Below are 18,458 nucleotides of genomic sequence, written 5' to 3'. Positions count from 1 at the left end.
AAAGCGCTCGGGAGTCTCAGAGACCGTTGGCCGGCCAGCCGGGAGACGGCGGCTCAGGCGGGCGCGGGGTTGGGCCGGTTCCCCTAACCGCGTCTTCAGGCAGCACACCTTCGGGGACCGGGTGCGTTCGACAGATCTCCAGTTCCGCAGAGTTGTCGCGCCCGACGGCTGCGAATTCGAAGTGGTCGGCTCGCCACCCCCCGAATACGTCCAGTCGTGCCTCACGAGCGGCGCCACGCTGCCGAGCGGGCGGCGCCTGTCCCGACCGAGTGAAGGTGATCACGGATGGGACTGCACTTTTTGGGTAAGTGGTCCAGGCTCCCGCCCCGCCTGAGTTGTCACTAGAGGCGTAACCGTACTCGCACAGAACGATCTCGTCTTGCTGACCCAGTCGCTCCCGCCTGGACGCGACGAATACGGACGTCCCCACGAGACCGCCCTCAGCGCTTTCACTCGGGATCGCGCGAACTCGTTGCTCAATCCCCGGTGCCGATGCGTTCACGAACCCCGGATACGCCCACTTCGTGGACTGCCCCTCTCGCGCAAGGTAGAACGACTCCACGTACGCGCGCACGAAGGTTCCTTCAGCAGAGAGTGGATCGAACTCGTCGTTCCCCACCCAGCGGAAGGTGACATCGAATCCGGGTGGCCGAACAGCGCTATGCGCGGGCGTGGTCACGCCCACATCCGGACTGTCGCTCGAACCGCAAGACGAGATTGCGAGGGCCATCATCACGGCCATGCCAACTGCAGCGGGTGGCGCGGATCGCCTCACCAGCCCGCGCCGTCCGCGAAGTTTTTATCGTTCATCCTTGCCAGTTGGTTGTTGTAGTCGGTGAAGAAATAGCTGCCGCGGGCTCCGACAAGCTCCTGAACAACCGCTTTGAGAGCGATTCCGTCCCAGCCTGGCGGTAGGCCGTCCTTTGCAACTGAGTCCAGAAAATCCTGATCATAGGCTTGAGATCCATAGATGGACCGGAACGAATCCGTCTCGAGAAACTCCGGATGACTGGATATGTAGCCCTCGAGCATCTCTCGGTACACCAGGTCCAGGTCTGTGTTCTTGTACAAGCTAGCGCGCAAAGAAGCGAATTCAGTCGCTGAACCAACATCCTCAGGATTCGGCGGTAAGCCGGTGACATCGAGCTTGAGCGAGGGAGCCGCTATGTCAATCGCACCCTTGATAGCCGGGCTCAAGCCGGGAATACCTGTTGCGAGCGACTTCACGGAATCGAACGCGGCGCCGTGCAGGGCGTAGTCGCGCGCCGCGTCATAACGCCGGTCGGCAGTATCTTCGTCTAGCATCGCGTTCATACCGGCGGTCATTCCACCGTGTAGTCGAGCCACCTTTTCCCCGAGATCAGTCCGCTCTGGGTCGCTACCGAACACCTGTTCAAGCACATTGGCTTGCCAGAGCGCGCTTGTGTTCATCACGCGCCCGGCTTCCGGGTCCGAGGTGAGGATTTGGAACAACGACTTGAACTGATTCGCCTCGCCGAGGGCGGTTACACCGCGAGTGTCGAACAGCGTCGGGTCCACCTCGGCCAGTTCGGCCAGATACGGACTGACTGCTCGCGCAAGCGTTCTCGTCAGTTCGGGGTTGACCTCACCCAATGAAGCGGACCCGCCGTTCATGTCTTCGAAGTCACTCTTGTTCTCGGCGATGATCCTTGCCAGCTCGCTCGCGATCTGACCGGATCTGACGCCGTCGGCCATGCGCTCGGCAGACACACCATCTGGGGTGCTGGCGACCTCGGGCATCCAATTGAACAACCGGTTGATCCCGTCGTGTTCACGTCCTGCCTTGTCTGCCCAGTCGAACTGGAATAGCTCTTTCATTGCCAGCGATGGGTCGTAGGGCTTCTCGCCCCCATCAAGACTGTGAACTGCCGGCATCGACGAGTGCGAGCCGCCTGTGGCCCCCACCACCGCATCGTGGACGGCAATGTGGTCGGACCCAGCGACTCCCAGCATTCTGTCGAGCAGCCTCTCGACGGACGGGTGCGAGATGGTTTCGTTCCGGTCGGTGACGTAACGCTCGTTTACGTCCCCGCCGGCAATCTCGCTCGCACGAGCAATGATCGCCCTGTCGACGTCGCTCCCCAGCTGAACAGATTGCGACCCGTACGAGGCGAGACCAGAGTCCTCTGAGCGGTGTTCCAGGACATCTATGAGGTCGTTGAAGTCGTCAACAGAATCGAGCCGTGTGACATCGATCATCCGGCTTCCGTCTACGCCATACGGATCGTTGGAGATGCTCGCCTTCGTAGCTGCCGGACCACTCAGAAGGTCCCGTATCGGCGCTGGGAGTTGGTTCAATCCTCCTGTGACGACTGGCGTATTCGTTCCCAAGACTTCGGCGATCGAATTCGAATCGGCCTGTCTGGTCCGCAGGTTCGGGTTCCCCAACAGATAGACGCCGTCGCCGAGGCCTCGTTTGAGGTTCTCTCGCTCTGCGCCGTTGTATCTGTCGCCGAACGACTTCAGCGCATCAAGAGACAGCGGCTGCCCCTCGGGTCCGCCACCCCAACTCGGTGTGTAGATCGCTTTCAGGTAATCGAACTGCTCCTTAGAGATCTCCGCGAAGTCCCCGCGGGCCAACGCGACCCGCTGTTCCGCGGTCAGGCTGGTCGCACGGAAGAACCGATCTCTCTGCTCCTTCGTGGCACTACCACTCATGATGGCCTGGACATCGATGCTCGCCTGGCCGGGCGAGTAGCTCGACGCGAGAGGCGCATTACCTTCGGCATCACCAAAGGTTGCCGCGAGAACTCTGGCCCCGTTGCGATCGTCCTCCCCCATCTGATCGGCCAGGGAGTGCAACGAGAGGGTCGCCGTCTTCGCCTCCTCCGCCCGGGCGGCCTGAGCGTCGAGAATCGAGCGCTCCGTCGCGCTTCCGGCCTCCACGCCCGTGAGCTCGGCCGCATAGTCTCGGGTGTCTCGTACCGTCCAATCGTCGCCGACGCTGAACTCGTCCCGTTCCAGTCCGAGCGCTCGGATCAGCGCGGTGGTGCGATCCGGACTGATTGCAGATGACGTATCCCGCAGGACAGTGGCGGCGCGGGTGAGGTCGGACCCCAGTTTGTTGATCTCGGTCCGATCGGAGTCGGTGCGAGTCTCGCAACCGCGTTGGGAGTCCCCCACCCACCCTTTGGAGTCGCCCGCTTTCATCGGCGCCTCGGCCATCCTCTGGGTGAGATCGCTCAGGTCATCCACGGCCGCGTCGAGCGCAGACGCGGCCGCATCCAGAGACATCAGGTCCCAGCCGTTGACGACAGACCGCGATGGTCGCGACATCAGAACTCGCTGATGGCACGGAAGCCGCTGGCCAGGGACTCCTCGGTATCAGCGACGTCACCGGCGGCCTGGTAGCAGGTCTGCGACACCTGGTCCATCCTCGCCGCCGCGCGGCCCAGCAGTGAACGGACGGTGCCGTCTTTGCCGGCGCACGCAGCGCCGATCGCCGACGCCGGCATCGCGGCCGACGCATCGTCGAAGGCGGACTTCCCGGTCCACAGAGCTCGTGTCTCCGATGAGCATCGAGCCAGCGCATCGCCCACGCCGGTGATGACACCCAGCTCCTCGACACCGAACCGCTCAGCCATACAAACCCCCGAGTTTGCACCGACAACGACGTGGCGGACCGCCACGACGAACAACCTAGTACAGCATCACCGGACTATGCGTTCGCCATCCACAATCACGACGCTGCGAGTATCTGGATCAGGCTGGTTTCGACGCCGCTGCGTCCTGGCGGTTGATGCCCCATCGCGGGTGGAGCGACACTGCGGTGTCGTAGCGCGGTCGGGGTGATCACGTCGATGACGCGGACGCCGTCGACCATCTTCACGTCGTAGAACCAACCGGGGGCCTCCTTGGCGCGGTTGTGCAGGACGCAGGTTCCATCAGCGTTTACCGCGCTCGTCGGGCCGTGGCGCCGATGCGGTGTGGCGTGGTCGATCTCGACGATCGGTGCACCGCAGTAGGGAGTCCGACACCGTTGGTCACGCATCCGGATGAAGTGGGCGAGAGCGGTTGGGAAAGCTCGTGCCCGTGACTCCATCGCCACCAGCGCGCCATCGGACGGTCTCGCGTACAACTTCCGCATCGTCGAGGCGGTCTCCCCCTCGGGCGACACCGAATCGGCCACCAGCAGCCGCGCGATCGTCGCCGGGATCGGTCCGTATCCGTGGACGTCGGCGGCCGAATCGTCTAGGCCGAACAAGGACCGGTCGGACAGAACGACATTGAGCGCGATCGGTGTCGGCTCTGCGACAGCGCGTCCGGTGACACGTTCGACCAGGGTGTCGGTCATGACCTGTGCATGATTTCGGTCGTCCTGTCCGACAACTGAGTCGGCGTGCTTCTTCAACGCGGCGTACACCGCGATCCCGTCCGCCATCGGCAGCAGCACCGACAGTTTCGTCATCAGATCCGGCGCGGGTCGCACACTGACGCGGCGGTCCTTCTCGGCCTTCGATTTACGTGCCACCACCGCTTCGGAATCGAGTTCGTACGCATGGCGCTTGGCCGATGCTTCGATCTCGCGGTCGGACACCCCCACCAGAGCTGCGGGATCGGCGCAGATCCGGCGGTCGATCTCCTCACGCGCTTCACGTGTCAGATAAGCGGTTTCGCGTACCAGGATCGTGGCCCGCCACTCGGTGAGCACACCGGAAGTCAGTGCCGCCATCGTATGGGGCATCTCGTGCGCCAGGGCGCGGGCGAATCCGAGGCACTGGCTTCCCTTTCGGGGCGAGACCTTGCGCGCCAGACCGATCTCGGCGGCGAGTCCGCGACCGCGCCGGCGCTCCGGTACGTTCCGTGCTGCTTCGTCGGCTGCGCGCAGCGCGTCGAGATTCGCGGTCTCACGCACCTGGGCCGCCGTGCATGCCGACTTGATCTCCTCGAGCAGAGTGAGCCGATCCACCGACTCCGCCTCCTCGAGACCCACGGGCATTGCCGACAGCCCACCCACGATGGACCGTAGATGCTCGGTAGCCAAGAGGCCAGTTGCGTCTGAAGCGACGTCGTACATACATTCGATGGTACCGGAAAAGCAGCACATGATGGTGCACTTTCCACAAGGCGGACGCCAGATTTGCACTTAGCCATTGAGTTAAGCGATGGGACCTGCAACACTTAGCCACATGGCATACAGTTCGGTCGCACTCGACGAGATCTTCGGCGCGCTCGCCGATCCCACGCGTCGCGCCGTCGTCGAACGCCTGGGGCGTGGGCCGGCCAGCGTCGGCGAGCTCGCCGAACCCTTCCCCATCACCCTGCCGTCGTTCATGAAGCACCTGCGCGTGCTCGAGGACAGCGGGCTCGTCTTGACCAGAAAGGTCGGACGCACACGGATGTGCACCCTCGACAGGCGCCGTATGCGCCGTCTGTCGACGTGGCTCGAACATCAGCGCACCGTGTGGACCGAACGCACCGACCGTCTCGAAGACTTCGTGACCGACACCGAGGAGACACCATGATCGACCCAGAACTCGACCTGACCCTGCACCGGGTGATCGGTGCTCCGCGACAACGCATCTGGGAGGCGTGGACCCAGCCGGAGAAATTCGCCAAATGGTGGACGCCGGCTCCGACGGTCACCCGCGTCGACCGCCTCGAGCCCGAACCGGGCGGTGGGCTCGTGACCCGGATGAGCGACGACGGAACCACTTTCGTACCACACATGGATGCCGTCTTCCTCGTCGTCGATCTCCACGAGCGCCTGGTGTTCACGAATGCCGTCGACAGTTCGTGGCGCCCTGCCGAACCGGCTCCGGTCCCCATGACCGCCGAGATCTCTGTGGCCGAGCACGCAGACGGAACCGAGTACAGCGTCGTCGTGCGCCATCGGAGTCCGTCCGATCGTGACCGCCATGAGGAGCTCGGGTTCTACGACGGCTGGGGTTCGGTCACCGCTGCGCTCGCCACCCTCGTGGAAAGCAGAACGTCCTGACCCGGAACTAGTCCCGCGTCAACGCCGCCAGGAACATGGCGTCGGTGCCGTGGACATGCGGCCAGAGTTGAACGTGGGGTCCGTCGCCCAACAGGTCCGGGCCGAGCTTGCCCACCGTCACCAAGGGGCGGGCATCGAGTTGGCGCACACCGTCCGTCGACGCCAGGACGTCGGCCACCACCGCCGTCGTCTCCGCCGGGTGCGGTGAACACGTCGAATAGACCACGATGCCACCGGGTTTCACCAGGCGCAGCGCTTCGGCGAGGAGCTCCTTCTGCAGGACGACGAGTTCGTCGACGTCGGCAGTGGTCCGGCGCCAGCGGGATTCGGGACGTCGGCGCAGCGAGCCCAGCCCCGAGCACGGGGCGTCGAGCAGGATGCGGTCATAACCGGCGTCGAGCCCACTCGACCGGGCGTCGGCGACATGGATGGTGACCGGGAGGTCGGACACGACCTTGCGGATCAGGCCGGCGCGATGCTCGGACACCTCGATCGCATCGAGTCGGGCACCGTCGATCTCGGCGAGCGAACCGATGAGGGCGGCCTTCCCGCCGGGGCCGGCGCACATGTCGAGCCACCGCCCACCGTCGTCGGCGACCTCGGCCACGGTCACCGCACGGGCGATCAGCTGACTGCCCTCGTCCTGGACACCCGCGTACCCCTCACGGATTGCGGCGACGTCGCCGGGATCGCCACCAGGCAGGTACACGCAGTACGGGGAGTAGTCGCCGACCTCCCCCTCGCTGGTGAGGGCGAGTTCCTCGGCGGTCATGAACCCCGGACGAGCGACGACATGCACAGGCGGCCGCTCGTCGTCGGCGGCGAGTGCCGCCTGCAGCTGTCCCGCCGAACCACCGAGAGCGTCGCGGAACACCTCCGCGATCCAGCGCGGATGTGCGTACTGGAAGGCGAGATAGCCGACGAGATCGTCCGCGGGCGACGGTGCGAGCTCCTCCACCCACATGTCCTCGTCCTTCTGGGAGACCTTGCGCAGCACCGCGTTCACGAAACCCGAAGGCCCCATCCCGTTCTCGGCGCGCACCAGGTCAACCGACGTGGAGACCGCCGCATGTGCGCCGACCCTCGTCCGCAACAGCTGATAGGTGCCGAGCCGCAGGACGTCGAGCACCGTGCCGTCGATGTCGGCGACCGGCCGTTTCGCGGCGGAGGAGATCACCGCGTCGAGTAGACCCTGGGCCCGCGCGGCCCCGTAGGCCAGCTCGGTGGCGAAGGCAGCGTCTCGTCCCTCGATCTTTCTGTCGCGCAGCATCTTCGGCAGGACGAGGTTGGCATACGCGTCGCGTTCGCGCACTGCGCGGAGGGTGTCGCGGGCGGCCACGCGCGCGGGATCGAGGTCCTTCTGCCGGAACTTGCCGCTCATCCCAGGACCGTCCCGTCGGTCAGGCGCGCGCCACGAGCCCAGTCGGCGGCGGGCATGGGCTTCTTCCCCGGCGGCTGTACGGTGCCGAGTTTGACCGGCTGCGAACCGGTTCCGACGAACACCGCCTTCTTCGTGACGGCGAGTGCACCGGGCGCCAGGCCGCCGTCCCGCGCCGCATCGGGCAGACCGGGATCGTCGGCCGACGCGACCGACACCGGCCCGACCTTGATCCGCGCGTCGTCGAGGCTGGTCCACGGTCCGGGTGCTGGTGTGTACGCGCGAACCAGGCGATCGATGATGTGTGCCGGCAGTTCCCAGCGGATCCGCGCGTCCTCGACCTCGACCTTGGGCGCGTGGCTCACCCCCGTGGTCGGCTGCGGTTCGGGGGCGAGTTCACCGGCCTCGAGGCCGTCGAGCGTGGACAGCAACAGTCCCGACCCGGCATCGGCAAGACGCCCGAGTAGATCACCGCTGGTGTCGGTGGGTCGGATGGTCTCGGTGAGCACCCCGAAGACCGGACCGGTGTCGAGACCCTTCTCGAGCCGGAACGTGCTGGCCCCGGTCACCTCGTCGCCGGCGGCGATGGCGGCCTGGACCGGAGCGGCACCCCGCCAGGCGGGCAGCACCGAGAAGTGCAGATTGATCCAACCGTGGGATGGCAGGTCCAGCAGTCCGGGCGGTACGAGCCCGCCGTAGGCCACGACGGCACCGCAGTCGGGAGCCCAGCGCCGGAGCACGTCGTCGACCTCCGGCTCCGACAACCGGCGCGGGGTGATCACCTCGAGCGCACGCTCGTCGGCGAGTTGTCCGACCGGTGACCGCATCACCTTGCGGCCGCGGCCGGACACGGCGTCGGGCCGGGTGATGACCCCGACCACCTCATGCGATGGCGAGTCGATGAGGGCCTGCAACGACGGCACGGCGACCTCGGGGGTCCCGGCGAAAACGATGCGCATTCATCCGATCGTAGGCGGGTCGATCTGCACCCGGATCGGCCCGGTCTGTCGATGTGTGTTGCGGCGCACCTGGCCCGCGACGAGCGCCTCGGCGAGGAGCCGTCCGTGCTTGCGCGGCAACCGCACCAGGATGCGATCCATCTCGTCGTCCGCGGCGGCCTCCCACTCGGCACTGCCGGCCGGTGGGCGGACGCCGGGCGGCAACGGCACCGGGCCGAGAACATCGGCGTCGGAGGGTAACTCGAGGTGCTCGACGAAGTCGGTGATCACCCCGGTCGGCCCGTCGACCGAGGCCATCGTCACCGCCGGGGGGAATCCGAGTTCCACGCGCTGTTGCAACTGGATCGAGGCGAAACCCACCGGGTCCCAACGGATCAGGGCTTGCACGGGTGCGAGCGCCGAATCGGCGACGATCACCACTCGCCCACCGTCACCGTGCGGGGTCACCATCGCGGCGAGCGCCATCCACCGCCGGACCGCGTGCTCTTCGGCACGCAGGTCGGCCCGGTCGAGCTGTGCCCAAGTGTCGACGACGATCGCGGCGCCGTATCCGCCCGGGGCCACCGGTTCCGCGCCGGGCGTCGCGACGACGAGCCGTGCGCCGGGTTCGATCTCGTCGAGGATCGTATTGCCGCCGCTGGTCAGCACCGGCACGCCGGCGAAGGCTCGTCCCAGCTCCTCGGCGGTCCGGCGTGCACCGGTCACCGTCGCGCGCACCGAGGTGTTGCCGCACTCCGGGCACCGGAAGGACCGTTCGGGCCGTCCGCACCAGCGGCAGCTCAGTCGTTGGTCGGCATCGAGCTGCAACGGTCCGTGACAGGCCCGGCACCGCGCGTGTTCGCGGCAGCGGGTGCATGCGAGCGACGGCACGTAACCCCGGCGCGGGACGCTGAAGATCACCGGACGATCGGCGGCGAACGCCGACCGCGCCGCGTCGAACGCGACTTCGGGGATGCGCGCCGACCGGGCCATGGGGTCGCGTGCGATCTGCCGGTCGTCGTCGGAGATCGCCTGGACACGGGGGCTGCGGGTGCGGACCGTCGTGCGGTCGGCGACGAGGTCGTGCGCCCAGCCCGAGACCACCAGCGCCTGCGCCTCGGCGGTCCGGGCGAACCCGCCGAGCAGCAGGCCGCACCGCTCGTGGTGCGACCGCAGCACCGCCACCTCGCGGGGATGCGGGTAGGGCGCCCGTGGGTCGGCCATGCTGTCGTCGCCGTCATCCCACACGACGACCAGGCCCAGGTCCTTGACCGGCGCGAACACCGCGCTTCGGGTACCGATCACCAGCTGCGCGGCACCGCGGCGCACGGCCAGCCATCGGCGGTAGCGCGCGGTGGGTCCGAGTCCGGCGGACAGCGCGACCCCACGGTCGCCGATCAACGGCTCACACTCGGCCCACACCCGATCGAGATCACGCTGATCGGGAACGACGAGGATGCACCCGCGTCCCCCTGCGAGGGTCGCCGCGGCGAGTTCGGCGAGACGGCGCGGCCAGTCCTCCCCCGGTAGGGCCTGCCAGACGGCCCGCGGATGACTGTCGGCCAGGTTCTCCACGTAGGAGTCGGCCAGGGCATACCGATGCCAGTCGGCGAGGCCGGGCGATTCGACGACAGCGGCCGGGTCGGGCGTCGTCTCCTTCTCGGTGCGCGCATGCCGCGGCGGTATGGCCAGGCGCACGACGTCGCCCATCGTGCCCGCGTACCGATCGGCCACCGCACGGCACAGCGTCGCCAGCTGCCGGGTCAGTACCGGCTCGGCGGACACGACCCGGTCGAGCCAGCCCAGCTTGCCGGGATGATCGCTCTTCTCGATGCGCTCGAGGAGGTAGCCGTCGACGAGCCGACCCGAGAATCGCACGCGGACACGAACACCGGGCTGCGCGTCCTCGTCCTGGTCGACGTCGATCAGGTAATCGAAGGGACGGTCGAGGTGAGCGAGCCCCAGAACAGGAAGAACACGGGCCACCGGCAGCTCGGCGGCCGGGACCCGTGCTCCTTTGGGTGTCAGTGAGAGTACTTCCGCAGAGGGTCTACAGACCCGCGGCGGCCCGCAGCTTCTCCGCGCGGTCGGTCCGCTCCCACGGCAGGTCGACGTCGGTGCGACCGAAGTGGCCGTACGCGGCGGTCGGTGCGTAGATCGGGCGCAGCAGGTCGAGGTCGCGGATGATCGCGAGCGGACGCAGGTCGAAGTTCTCGGTGATGACCCGCTCGATGACAGTCGGATCGACGTTCTCGGTGCCGAACGTCTCGACGAACAGGCCGACCGGTGCGGCCTTGCCGATCGCGTAGGCGACCTGGACCTCGATGCGGTTCGCCAGTCCCGCGGCCACGGCGTTCTTGGCCACCCAGCGCATCGCGTAGGCCGCGCTGCGGTCGACCTTCGACGGGTCCTTGCCGGAGAACGCGCCGCCGCCGTGACGGGCCATGCCGCCGTAGGTGTCGACGATGATCTTGCGGCCGGTCAGGCCGGCGTCACCCATCGGGCCGCCGAGGACGAACTTGCCGGTCGGGTTGACCAGCAGACGGTAGTCGGTGGTGTCGAGGGTCGGCAGATCGATCTCGGCGAGCACCGCGTCGACGACCTGCTTCTTGATGTCCGGCGCGAGGAGATTGTCGAGGTCGATGTCGGCGGCATGCTGCGTCGACAGGACCACGGTGTCGAGGCGGACCGGGGTGTCACCGTCGTATTCGATGGTGACCTGCGTCTTGCCGTCGGGGCGCAGGTACGGGAGCGTGCCGTTCTTGCGCACCTCGGTGAGGCGCCGCGACAGGCGGTGGGCCAGCGCGATGGGAACCGGCATGAGTTCCGGGGTCTCGTTTGTGGCGTAGCCGAACATGAGGCCCTGATCGCCGGCACCCTGGCTGTCGATCTCGTCCTCCGAGATGCCGCTGCGGCTCTCGTGCGAGTTGAAGACGCCACCCGCGATGTCCGGGGACTGCGCACCGATGGCGACGTTCACGCCGCACGATGCGCCGTCGAAGCCCTTCGTCGACGAGTCGTACCCGATCTCCAGGACCTTGTCGCGAACGATCTTGGGGATGTCGGCGTAGGCGGTGGTCGTGACCTCGCCGGCGACGTGCACCTGTCCGGTGGTCACGAGGGTCTCGACTGCGACACGCGCCTTCGGATCGTCGGTGAGGATGGCGTCGAGAATCGAGTCGCTGATCGCGTCACAGATCTTGTCGGGGTGTCCCTCGGTGACGGATTCGCTCGTGAACAGGCGTGACGAGGTGGTCATCAGATCCTCTCGAGATCTACGCGCGTCGATGGTCGCCGCGCCGCTGGCGGTGTCGGCCAGTCCGACTGGCCGGGGATGTTTCCAACCTAATCGGTCGGTCGAGCTCCTCGACCATCAGGCACCAGTTGCCGCACTTCGTCAAGTATCCGACTCGACATGAGTGTTTTCGACCCGAAGGGCAAGGCGGTCTCGTCGCCGTTGGCGGCGAGCAACCAGCCGGTGTTGTCCTCGGTCCCGAAGGCCTTGCCGTCGCCGACGGCGTTGACGACGAGGAGGTCGCAGCCCTTGCGGGCGAGCTTGGCGCGGCCGTGGTCGAGGACACCGCCGGTCTCGTCGCCGGTCTCGGCGGCGAACCCGACGATCACGGTGGCAGTGGGAATGCGGCCCTCGTCGCGTGCGGTGACGAGTCCGCGCAGGATGTCGGGATTGGTGGTGAGGTGGATCGGCGCCGGCCCCTCGTCGCCCTTCTTGATCTTCGACTCGGCGACCGCAACCGGTCGGAAGTCGGCGACCGCGGCGGCCATGATCACGACATCGGCGTCGGCGGCGCGCTTGGTCATCTCGTCGGCGAGTTGCTCGGCGGTCGAGATCCGCACGATGGTGACCCCGGCCGGGTCGCCCGGGTCGGCGGTGGACCCGGCGACGACGGTGACGCTCGCGCCGCGTTGGGCCGCGGCGCGGGCCAGCGCGAAGCCCTGCTTGCCGGAGCTGTGATTGCCGAGATACCGGACCGGGTCGAGCGGTTCCCGGGTGCCGCCGGCGCTGATGAGCACGCGGACGCCGGCAAGGTCGTACGGGAGTGCGTCGGCGCGATCGAGCAACAGCTCGCCCACCAGGGCGATCTCCTGAGGATCCGGTAGACGACCGCGGCCCGAGTCGGTGCCGGTGAGACGGCCCGACGCGGGTGTCATCACGACCGAGCCGTGCGACCGCAGCGTTGCGATGTTGGCCTGCGTGGCGGGGTGCTCCCACATCTCGGTGTGCATCGCGGGCACGAACAGCACCGGGCACCGCACAGTCAGCAGCGACGCGGTCAGCAGGTCGTCGGCACGCCCCTGTGCGGCGCGGGCCATGAGGTCGGCGGTGGCCGGGGCGATGACCACGAGGTCCGCCCCCTGCCCGAGCCGGACGTGCGCGACCTCGTCGACGTCGTCGAACACGGTCGTGGAGACGGGGTTACCGCTCAGCGCCTCGAAGGTCGCCTTGCCGACGAACTCGAGCGCAGCCGGGGTCGGCACGACGCGGACGTCATGGCCGGACTCGGTGAAGTGTCGGATCACCGAGCAGACCTTGTAGGCCGCGATCCCGCCGCCGACGCCGATCAGGATGCGTCGCCGGGTTCCGGTCGGTTTGGTCATCACCGACGACGACTATTCGCCCTCGGTGTGCTCGAGCAGGTCGGAGTGGATCTCACGCATCGCGATCGACAGCGGCTTCTCCTGGAGGCCGGGCTCGACCAGCGGGCCGACATACCCGAGGATGCCGTCGCCGAGCTGGTTGTAGTAGTCGTTGATCTGGCGCGCACGCTTGGCTGCGTAGATGACGAGTGCGTACTTCGACGACGCGCGGTCGAGGAGATCATCGATCGGCGGATTGGTGATCCCCAGCGGCGTGTCGTAGGCCGGTGCGTCGGCGATCTCGGTGATGTCGAAATTGGTCGGGGTGCTCACACGAACTCCTGCGTCGAGGTCTGGGTGTCGGAAAGGGCCGGTCAGGTCGCGGATGCGGCCGGCTGTTCAGGTCCGACCAGCAAGGATACCAACTCATCGACGGCGCGGTCGACTTCGCTGTTCACGATGACGTGGTCGAACTCGTCCTGCGCGGCCATCTCGGTGCGCGCGGTGGCGAGTCGGCGCTCGATCGCCTCGGGCGTCTCGGTGGCCCGCCCGGTCAGGCGGGCGACGAGTTCGTCCCAGCTGGGCGGCGCGAGAAAGACGGTGATCGCCTCGGGGAGCCGGGCCACCACGTTGCGCGCACCGACCAGGTCGACCTCGACCAGAACCGGTTTGCCGGCTTCCAGAGCGGCGAGCACAGGGGCGATGGGGGTGCCCGAGCGCTGCAGCCCGCCGTGGATCTCGGCCCATTCCAGGAGTTCGTCGGCGGCGATCATCTTGTCGAAGTCGCCCGCGGACACGAAGTGGTAGTCGCGGCCGTCGACCTCGCCGGGCCGTGGGTCCCGGGTTGTCGCCGAGACGCTGAAGTAGACATCGGGTACCGCGGCGCAGACCCTCGCGACCACGGTGGACTTGCCGACGGCCGAGGGGCCGACCAAAACGATCAGTCGACCCCTCGTGCGTCCGGTTCCCTCGTGGTCCGGGCGGTGGTTCACCGCCGCGTCCACGGGTTCGTTCCGCTGCCGTATCCGGTTCGGTTGCTCACGCTCAGGAGCTGAACTTCTCGAGCAGAGCCTTGCGCTGACGGTCGCCGAGACCACGCAGGCGGCGGGTCGGGGCGATCTCGAGCTCGGTCATGATCTCCTGCGCCTTGACCTTGCCGACCTTGGGCAGGGCCTCGAGCAGGGCCGAGACCTTCATCTTGCCCAGGATCTCGTCGTTCTCGGCATCCTTGAGCACCTGCTGGAGATCGGTGCCACCGCGCTTGAGGCGCTCCTTGAGCTCCGCGCGGACGCGACGAGCGGCAGCTGCCTTCTCCAACGCAGCGGCGCGCTGCTCATCGGTCAACTGGGGAAGGGCCACGGGGTTCCTCCGTCTTTCGTTCTCGAGTGGGACTGCATCGTTCGCCCGGGGGCGTCCGAGGCTCTGTTGCCGTGCGACCGCGGCTGGATCGCCATCGCCGGCCTGTCAGCCGGGTCTGCACCCGGCCGACGCCATCAAAATGTTGGCGGCGAATGCGACCGTACCCACGTGAGCAGGCATTTGCGAGTGCGACCCCCCGTTTTCGGAGCGTTTTCTCATGTTGTAGGGCCTCGTGTGCGTTTACGGGAGCACAGCACCGATTCAGTGCCTCCCCCACCGCGCTGACTACGTGTTTCGTGACATTCTCGCAGGTCAGGGCAACATCGTGCGACAAGGTGGTCGATAGCAAAGCGAACGACCTCTCGCCCGGACGTCCCTCGACTGAGACGCGTGTGACACCAGTGATGTGGCCGGAAATTCTGGGATTGGGCCGAGGCACCGCGCGTGTCGCGGGCGGTCCCACGGCATCCCTGGGGAGAGCTGCCCGCCGTCGTCGGTGCACGCGGCTAGCATGATCTGACTTTCGGGGAAGTAGCTGATCGGGGGCGGTTGATGAAGGTGGTTCCGGCGCGGGTGCGCGAACTGGGCGAGAAGATGCGTGCGGGAGGCTGAGCGGTGTCGGATGAAGTCGCGTACACCGTCGAGAAGGTGCTGGCGTGGGACTTCGGCAGCGCGAAGACGGTCAGTGGCCGGTTGACGTCGAAGTCCGCCGACTTGAGGGGTACGGCCAGAGCAGCTGCAACGACCTTCGACGGCTCACTGGAGTACCTGGCGCAGTGACGGCGGACGGGACGCCCGGGAGTCGTCGAACGCGCACGCGGACGCTGCCGATCGCAGTGCCACCGTGATCGAGTCGCTGGCCGGGAAGTTCGATTCCCTCTTGGCGTCGATGGAGGGCGAGATCGCCAACGTGAGGTCGAAGAAGGCCGAGGCACTCGGCTCGGAGTTCGAACTCGCCGTCGCCGGTGACGGGGAGGTCTACTCGACGAAGTCGAACCTCGAATGGCTGAAGACCTGGAAGTTGGCCTACCAGGTCAAGATCGTGCAGAAGGAGTCACTGGAGAGCTACCTCATTAAGGAGATCCGCGGTTCTCTGCGGCGCATCGACGAGATCGACAAGGTCGGGTCCGAAGGGCTGCGACGGATCCTCGAGAAACTCCCCGACTCCATGAAAGCAGGAGCGGCGGGTCACCACTCCGATCCCCGGCTCGCCGAGATCCTGCGCGAGTATCAGGTCGACGCGTCCAAGGGCGGAGCGCGACTGTGGCCCTCGGGCGACCTGCTCGACACGATCCGCAGGTTCGATCCGACGTGCAAGCCCACCCTCATGACGCCCGAGGAAGTCACCATGCTCGCCGAGATGGGGGCGACACCGGTGACGGGCTGGCGAGCCGTCTACGACTTCTTCCAGATCCAGTGGAAGGCGGATGCCGTTGCCACCGCACGGCATCCGAATCGTGACAGGCGGGAGAACTCACTGGCAGACGGCCACGGTGACGCGTTCCGCCACACGTATTGGAACGCGCTCATGACCGACCGTTTCGGTCAGGAGTGGACGACGAGGTTCGCGACTGCTCATGAAGGCCTAGGAGACTGCTGAAATAGTCGGTGTCGTTTCGGTGTGGGGTGAGCGGGTTTGCCTGGTGGGCTGGGATCCTGGTGGGTATGCAGGGTGAGCCGGATCGTCAGGGTGAGTTTCTGGATGTGAACTCGGTCGTCGGGCATTTGCTGGCCGAGGGCAGTGTGTTCGCGTTTTTGGCTGCTCATCGCGAGCAGTTGTTTCCTGCGGAGATGTTCGCGGACCTGTTTCCCAGCGGCCGGGGCCGTCCGTCGATCCCGCCGGCCACGATGGCGTCGGTGATCGTGCTGCAAACGCTGCAGGGTTTGTCCGATCGCGAAGCCGCTGATGCGGTCACTTTCGATCTGCGGTGGAAAGCGGCGTGTGGATTCGTGTTGGGTAACAAAGGTTTTCATCCGTCGACTCTGACGTACTGGCGTCGGCGACTGGCAGCCAGCGATCGGCCGCACCGCATTTTCGAGGTGGTACGCGAGGTCATCACCACCACCGGGGTGCTCGCGGGTAAGAGTCGTCGAGCGCTGGATTCGACGATCTTCGATGACGCGGTGGCCCGCCAGGACGCCATCACCCAGGTGATCGCGGCGATCCGGCGGGTCGCCCGAGAGGTCGACGGTGGTGCGGTGGTGGTCGAGCAGCACGCGACTCGTCTGGCCGCGTTGACCGGCGGCGGCTATGACCGGCCCGGCAAGCCGCGGATCGCCTGGGATGATGAGTGTGCTCAACAGGACCTGATCAGCGCCCTTGTCGAAGATGGGTTGGCCGTGCTCGACGGTCTGGACCTCGAGGCCATCGACAAGGAACCGAGTAACCAGGCCCAGGCGCAGGCGGTGGCATTGCTGGCATTGGTGACCGGCCAGGATGTGGAACCGGCACCAGGTTCTGATGGCACCGACGGACGCTGGCGCATCGCGCCCCGGACCGCCCCGGACCGGGTGATCTCCACCGTCGATACCGACACCCGGCACGCCCACAAAACCCGGGCACGCCAGCAGGACGGGTTCAAGGGCCACATCGTCAATGAACCGGAGACCGGGTTGGTCACCGCGATCGAGATGACCAAAGCCGCTGGTCCGGACACTTCCGACGGAGCAGTCGGGGCACGGTTGTTGCTGAGCGATCCGACCGTCGCCGACGACGCCGACGATCGTGAGGTGCTGGGTGATTCAGCGTATGCCTCCGGTGACATGCTGGCCACGCTGGCGCGGACACGATGGAACGCGGTGATCAAACCCAAGCCACACATGCCGGCGGTTGCTGGTGGTTTCGTCGTCGACGATTTCACCTTCGACGCCGACTCGAACACATTGACCTGCCCCAACAACCTGACCCGACCGGTCAGCGCGAAAGGCCACGTCACCTACGGTGCGGCCTGCCAAGACTGCCCACTTCGGGCACGGTGCACCACCGCGGTTCGTGGACGCAAAATCAGTTTCGGCGAACACCACCAACTCCAGCGCGAACACCGACAACACTTCTCTGACAACACTATTGCCGACACCTACCGCCAGCATCGACCCATGGTCGAACGGACGATTGCCTGGCTCACCCGCGGTAACCGGCGGGTGCCCTACCGTGGAATCGAACGCAACAACAACTGGCTGCACCACCGCGCCGCCGCGATCAACCTACGCCGCCTGATCACCCTCGGACTGACTACCACCAACGGCACCTGGACACTGGCCACCGCCTGAACCGCGGCACCGCCGCCCCACCTAGATCGATCACCACGACCACACCCCGGAACCGACACATCCCCGCAGCAGGAACCTCAACCCAGGCTGGACCCTAATTCAGCAGGCTCCTAGGCGGAAACCCAGCCAGCCGTGAGGCCATGGATCTCTACAACAACGAGGTGGGACGACGGATCGCGACCGAGAATCCGGACGCAGACCCGCAAAGGCTCGCCGAGCTGGTGGACAAAGCCATAACCGAAGGCCGCACGGTCGTCTTGGACGAGAACGGAGAGATCGAGTGGAGCGACAAGGTCGCGAAACATGAGACAGGAATTGCGTTGAAGACAGACATCCCGTTGCCGGCGCCGACCACGTGACCGGGCAGATTACGCTCACTGCACAACGCATCCGCAGTGTGACACTCGTCGTCGTCATTGTGATGACCGCCCTGGGTGCGGCCGCGTGCCTTCCGATCCCGAGGCTCGGCGAAAAGCCCCAGGAGGAGTGCTCGCGCGAGTTCTTCCTGTGGAGCAACGATGCCCCATTGGGTCCGTCGGCCGACTTCTTCAGGGTGGCTGACGAACTCGCAGCGACCGCCGGCATCACGACAAGTCTGGACGACATAGCCCGACGCGCGGGCTGGTCCCCATCCGGACGTTGGGACCGCCTCATCTACATCGCAATGTCCAGTGACAGCTCAGTGCTCAACGCCGCGGCCGGTACGACCAACATCTGCTACCGAGGGTTCAGTACGAGCGATCCCGACCGCGGCTCGGACGGCTACTACGTCTTCTTCAACGGACCGAATCCGGTACAAACGGCAGGTGCGGGATCCCAGCCTGTCATCGCGCCCGATGAGATCGCAGCGCTCGGTCGTGACGAAACCCTCTATTCGGATACGTCGATCAAACGGCCGGTGCTGCGGAGAGTTATCGCCGGTGGGCAGTGATCCGCATCGATCGATTCGATCGTCGTC

18 protein-coding genes are annotated in these 18,458 nt (G+C 66.5%); 7 read left to right on the top strand and 11 right to left on the bottom strand.

The genetic code is table 11. The annotated features are described in order from the left end of the window. Positions 1 to 771: 771 nt before the first annotated feature. From GR168_RS11170 to GR168_RS11160, 3 genes are all read right to left on the bottom strand, one after another. A complete protein-coding gene (locus tag GR168_RS11170) occupies positions 772 to 3,297 on the bottom strand; it encodes a hypothetical protein (protein WP_159370740.1) in 2,526 nt (841 codons plus the stop codon). Next, positions 3,297 to 3,605, bottom strand: a complete 309-nt coding sequence (locus tag GR168_RS11165; protein WP_159370739.1) for a hypothetical protein — start codon at positions 3,603 to 3,605, stop codon at positions 3,297 to 3,299. The genes GR168_RS11170 and GR168_RS11165 overlap by 1 nt, the downstream gene beginning before the upstream one ends. Positions 3,606 to 3,700: 95 nt before the next feature. Further along, positions 3,701 to 4,960 (bottom strand): DUF222 domain-containing protein, encoded by a 1,260-nt coding sequence (locus tag GR168_RS11160; RefSeq protein ID WP_238995088.1) that lies wholly within the window; start codon positions 4,958 to 4,960, stop codon positions 3,701 to 3,703. A gap of 190 nt (positions 4,961 to 5,150) precedes the next feature. Here GR168_RS11160 and GR168_RS11155 point away from each other — a divergent pair, with 190 nt between their 5' ends. Together GR168_RS11155 and GR168_RS11150 are read left to right on the top strand one after the other, a co-directional pair. Next, entirely contained in the window at positions 5,151 to 5,486 is a 336-nt protein-coding gene (locus tag GR168_RS11155) for a metalloregulator ArsR/SmtB family transcription factor (RefSeq protein ID WP_159370738.1), read from the top strand. Beyond that, complete coding sequence (locus GR168_RS11150; RefSeq protein ID WP_159370737.1) at positions 5,483 to 5,959, top strand: SRPBCC domain-containing protein; 477 nt, start codon at positions 5,483 to 5,485, stop codon at positions 5,957 to 5,959. Before GR168_RS11155 ends, GR168_RS11150 begins: the two co-directional genes overlap by 4 nt. A gap of 7 nt (positions 5,960 to 5,966) precedes the next feature. On the opposite strand, the gene GR168_RS11145 is transcribed toward GR168_RS11150, so the two are convergent. The 8 genes from GR168_RS11145 to mihF all read right to left on the bottom strand — a co-directional run bounded on the left by GR168_RS11145 (position 5,967) and on the right by mihF (position 14,230). Next, the gene (locus GR168_RS11145; RefSeq protein ID WP_159370736.1) at positions 5,967 to 7,340 is read right to left on the bottom strand and encodes a transcription antitermination factor NusB; all 1,374 of its coding nucleotides are present in this window, start codon (positions 7,338 to 7,340) and stop codon (positions 5,967 to 5,969) included. Continuing rightward, complete coding sequence (gene fmt / locus GR168_RS11140; RefSeq protein WP_159370735.1) at positions 7,337 to 8,296, bottom strand: methionyl-tRNA formyltransferase; 960 nt, start codon at positions 8,294 to 8,296, stop codon at positions 7,337 to 7,339. Before fmt ends, GR168_RS11145 begins: the two co-directional genes overlap by 4 nt. Next, a complete protein-coding gene (locus GR168_RS11135) occupies positions 8,297 to 10,261 on the bottom strand; it encodes a primosomal protein N' (protein ID WP_159370734.1) in 1,965 nt (654 codons plus the stop codon). A gap of 64 nt (positions 10,262 to 10,325) precedes the next feature. Next, positions 10,326 to 11,537 (bottom strand): methionine adenosyltransferase, encoded by a 1,212-nt coding sequence (gene metK, locus GR168_RS11130; protein ID WP_226514223.1) that lies wholly within the window; start codon positions 11,535 to 11,537, stop codon positions 10,326 to 10,328. Between the two features lie 83 nt (positions 11,538 to 11,620). After that, on the bottom strand, positions 11,621 to 12,892 hold the full coding sequence (gene coaBC / locus GR168_RS11125) for a bifunctional phosphopantothenoylcysteine decarboxylase/phosphopantothenate--cysteine ligase CoaBC (RefSeq protein WP_068971593.1): 1,272 nt from the start codon (positions 12,890 to 12,892) through the stop codon (positions 11,621 to 11,623). A gap of 12 nt (positions 12,893 to 12,904) precedes the next feature. Further along, on the bottom strand, positions 12,905 to 13,204 hold the full coding sequence (gene rpoZ / locus GR168_RS11120; protein WP_159370732.1) for a DNA-directed RNA polymerase subunit omega: 300 nt from the start codon (positions 13,202 to 13,204) through the stop codon (positions 12,905 to 12,907). A gap of 41 nt (positions 13,205 to 13,245) precedes the next feature. After that, complete coding sequence (gene gmk / locus GR168_RS11115) at positions 13,246 to 13,875, bottom strand: guanylate kinase (RefSeq protein ID WP_137808803.1); 630 nt, start codon at positions 13,873 to 13,875, stop codon at positions 13,246 to 13,248. A gap of 40 nt (positions 13,876 to 13,915) precedes the next feature. Beyond that, positions 13,916 to 14,230 (bottom strand): integration host factor, actinobacterial type, encoded by a 315-nt coding sequence (mihF, locus tag GR168_RS11110; protein WP_004021989.1) that lies wholly within the window; start codon positions 14,228 to 14,230, stop codon positions 13,916 to 13,918. Between the two features lie 615 nt (positions 14,231 to 14,845). On the opposite strand from mihF, the gene GR168_RS11105 reads away from it, so the two are divergent. From GR168_RS11105 to GR168_RS11085, 5 genes are all read left to right on the top strand, one after another. After that, on the top strand, positions 14,846 to 15,010 hold the full coding sequence (locus GR168_RS11105) for a hypothetical protein (RefSeq protein ID WP_159370731.1): 165 nt from the start codon (positions 14,846 to 14,848) through the stop codon (positions 15,008 to 15,010). A 64-nt stretch (positions 15,011 to 15,074) separates the two neighbouring features. Beyond that, positions 15,075 to 15,830 carry a hypothetical protein gene (locus GR168_RS11100; protein WP_159370730.1) on the top strand — a complete coding sequence of 252 codons (756 nt, stop codon included), beginning with the start codon at positions 15,075 to 15,077 and terminating at the stop codon, positions 15,828 to 15,830. 65 nt (positions 15,831 to 15,895) lie between these two features. Then, positions 15,896 to 17,500, top strand: coding sequence for an IS1182 family transposase (locus GR168_RS11095; RefSeq protein ID WP_159371900.1), 1,605 nt, complete (start codon positions 15,896 to 15,898; stop codon positions 17,498 to 17,500). A gap of 140 nt (positions 17,501 to 17,640) precedes the next feature. Then, positions 17,641 to 17,859 carry a hypothetical protein gene (locus tag GR168_RS11090; protein ID WP_159370729.1) on the top strand — a complete coding sequence of 73 codons (219 nt, stop codon included), beginning with the start codon at positions 17,641 to 17,643 and terminating at the stop codon, positions 17,857 to 17,859. Beyond that, entirely contained in the window at positions 17,856 to 18,431 is a 576-nt protein-coding gene (locus tag GR168_RS11085) for a hypothetical protein (protein ID WP_159370728.1), read from the top strand. The genes GR168_RS11090 and GR168_RS11085 overlap by 4 nt, the downstream gene beginning before the upstream one ends. Positions 18,432 to 18,458: the final 27 nt, after the last annotated feature.

It is taken from the genome of Gordonia sp. JH63 (genome assembly GCF_009856645.1).
Classification (GTDB): Bacteria; Actinomycetota; Actinomycetes; order Mycobacteriales; family Mycobacteriaceae; genus Gordonia; species Gordonia hongkongensis.
Note: the sequence above shows the minus strand (reverse complement) of the source record. Positions and strands in the feature narration are given on the sequence as shown.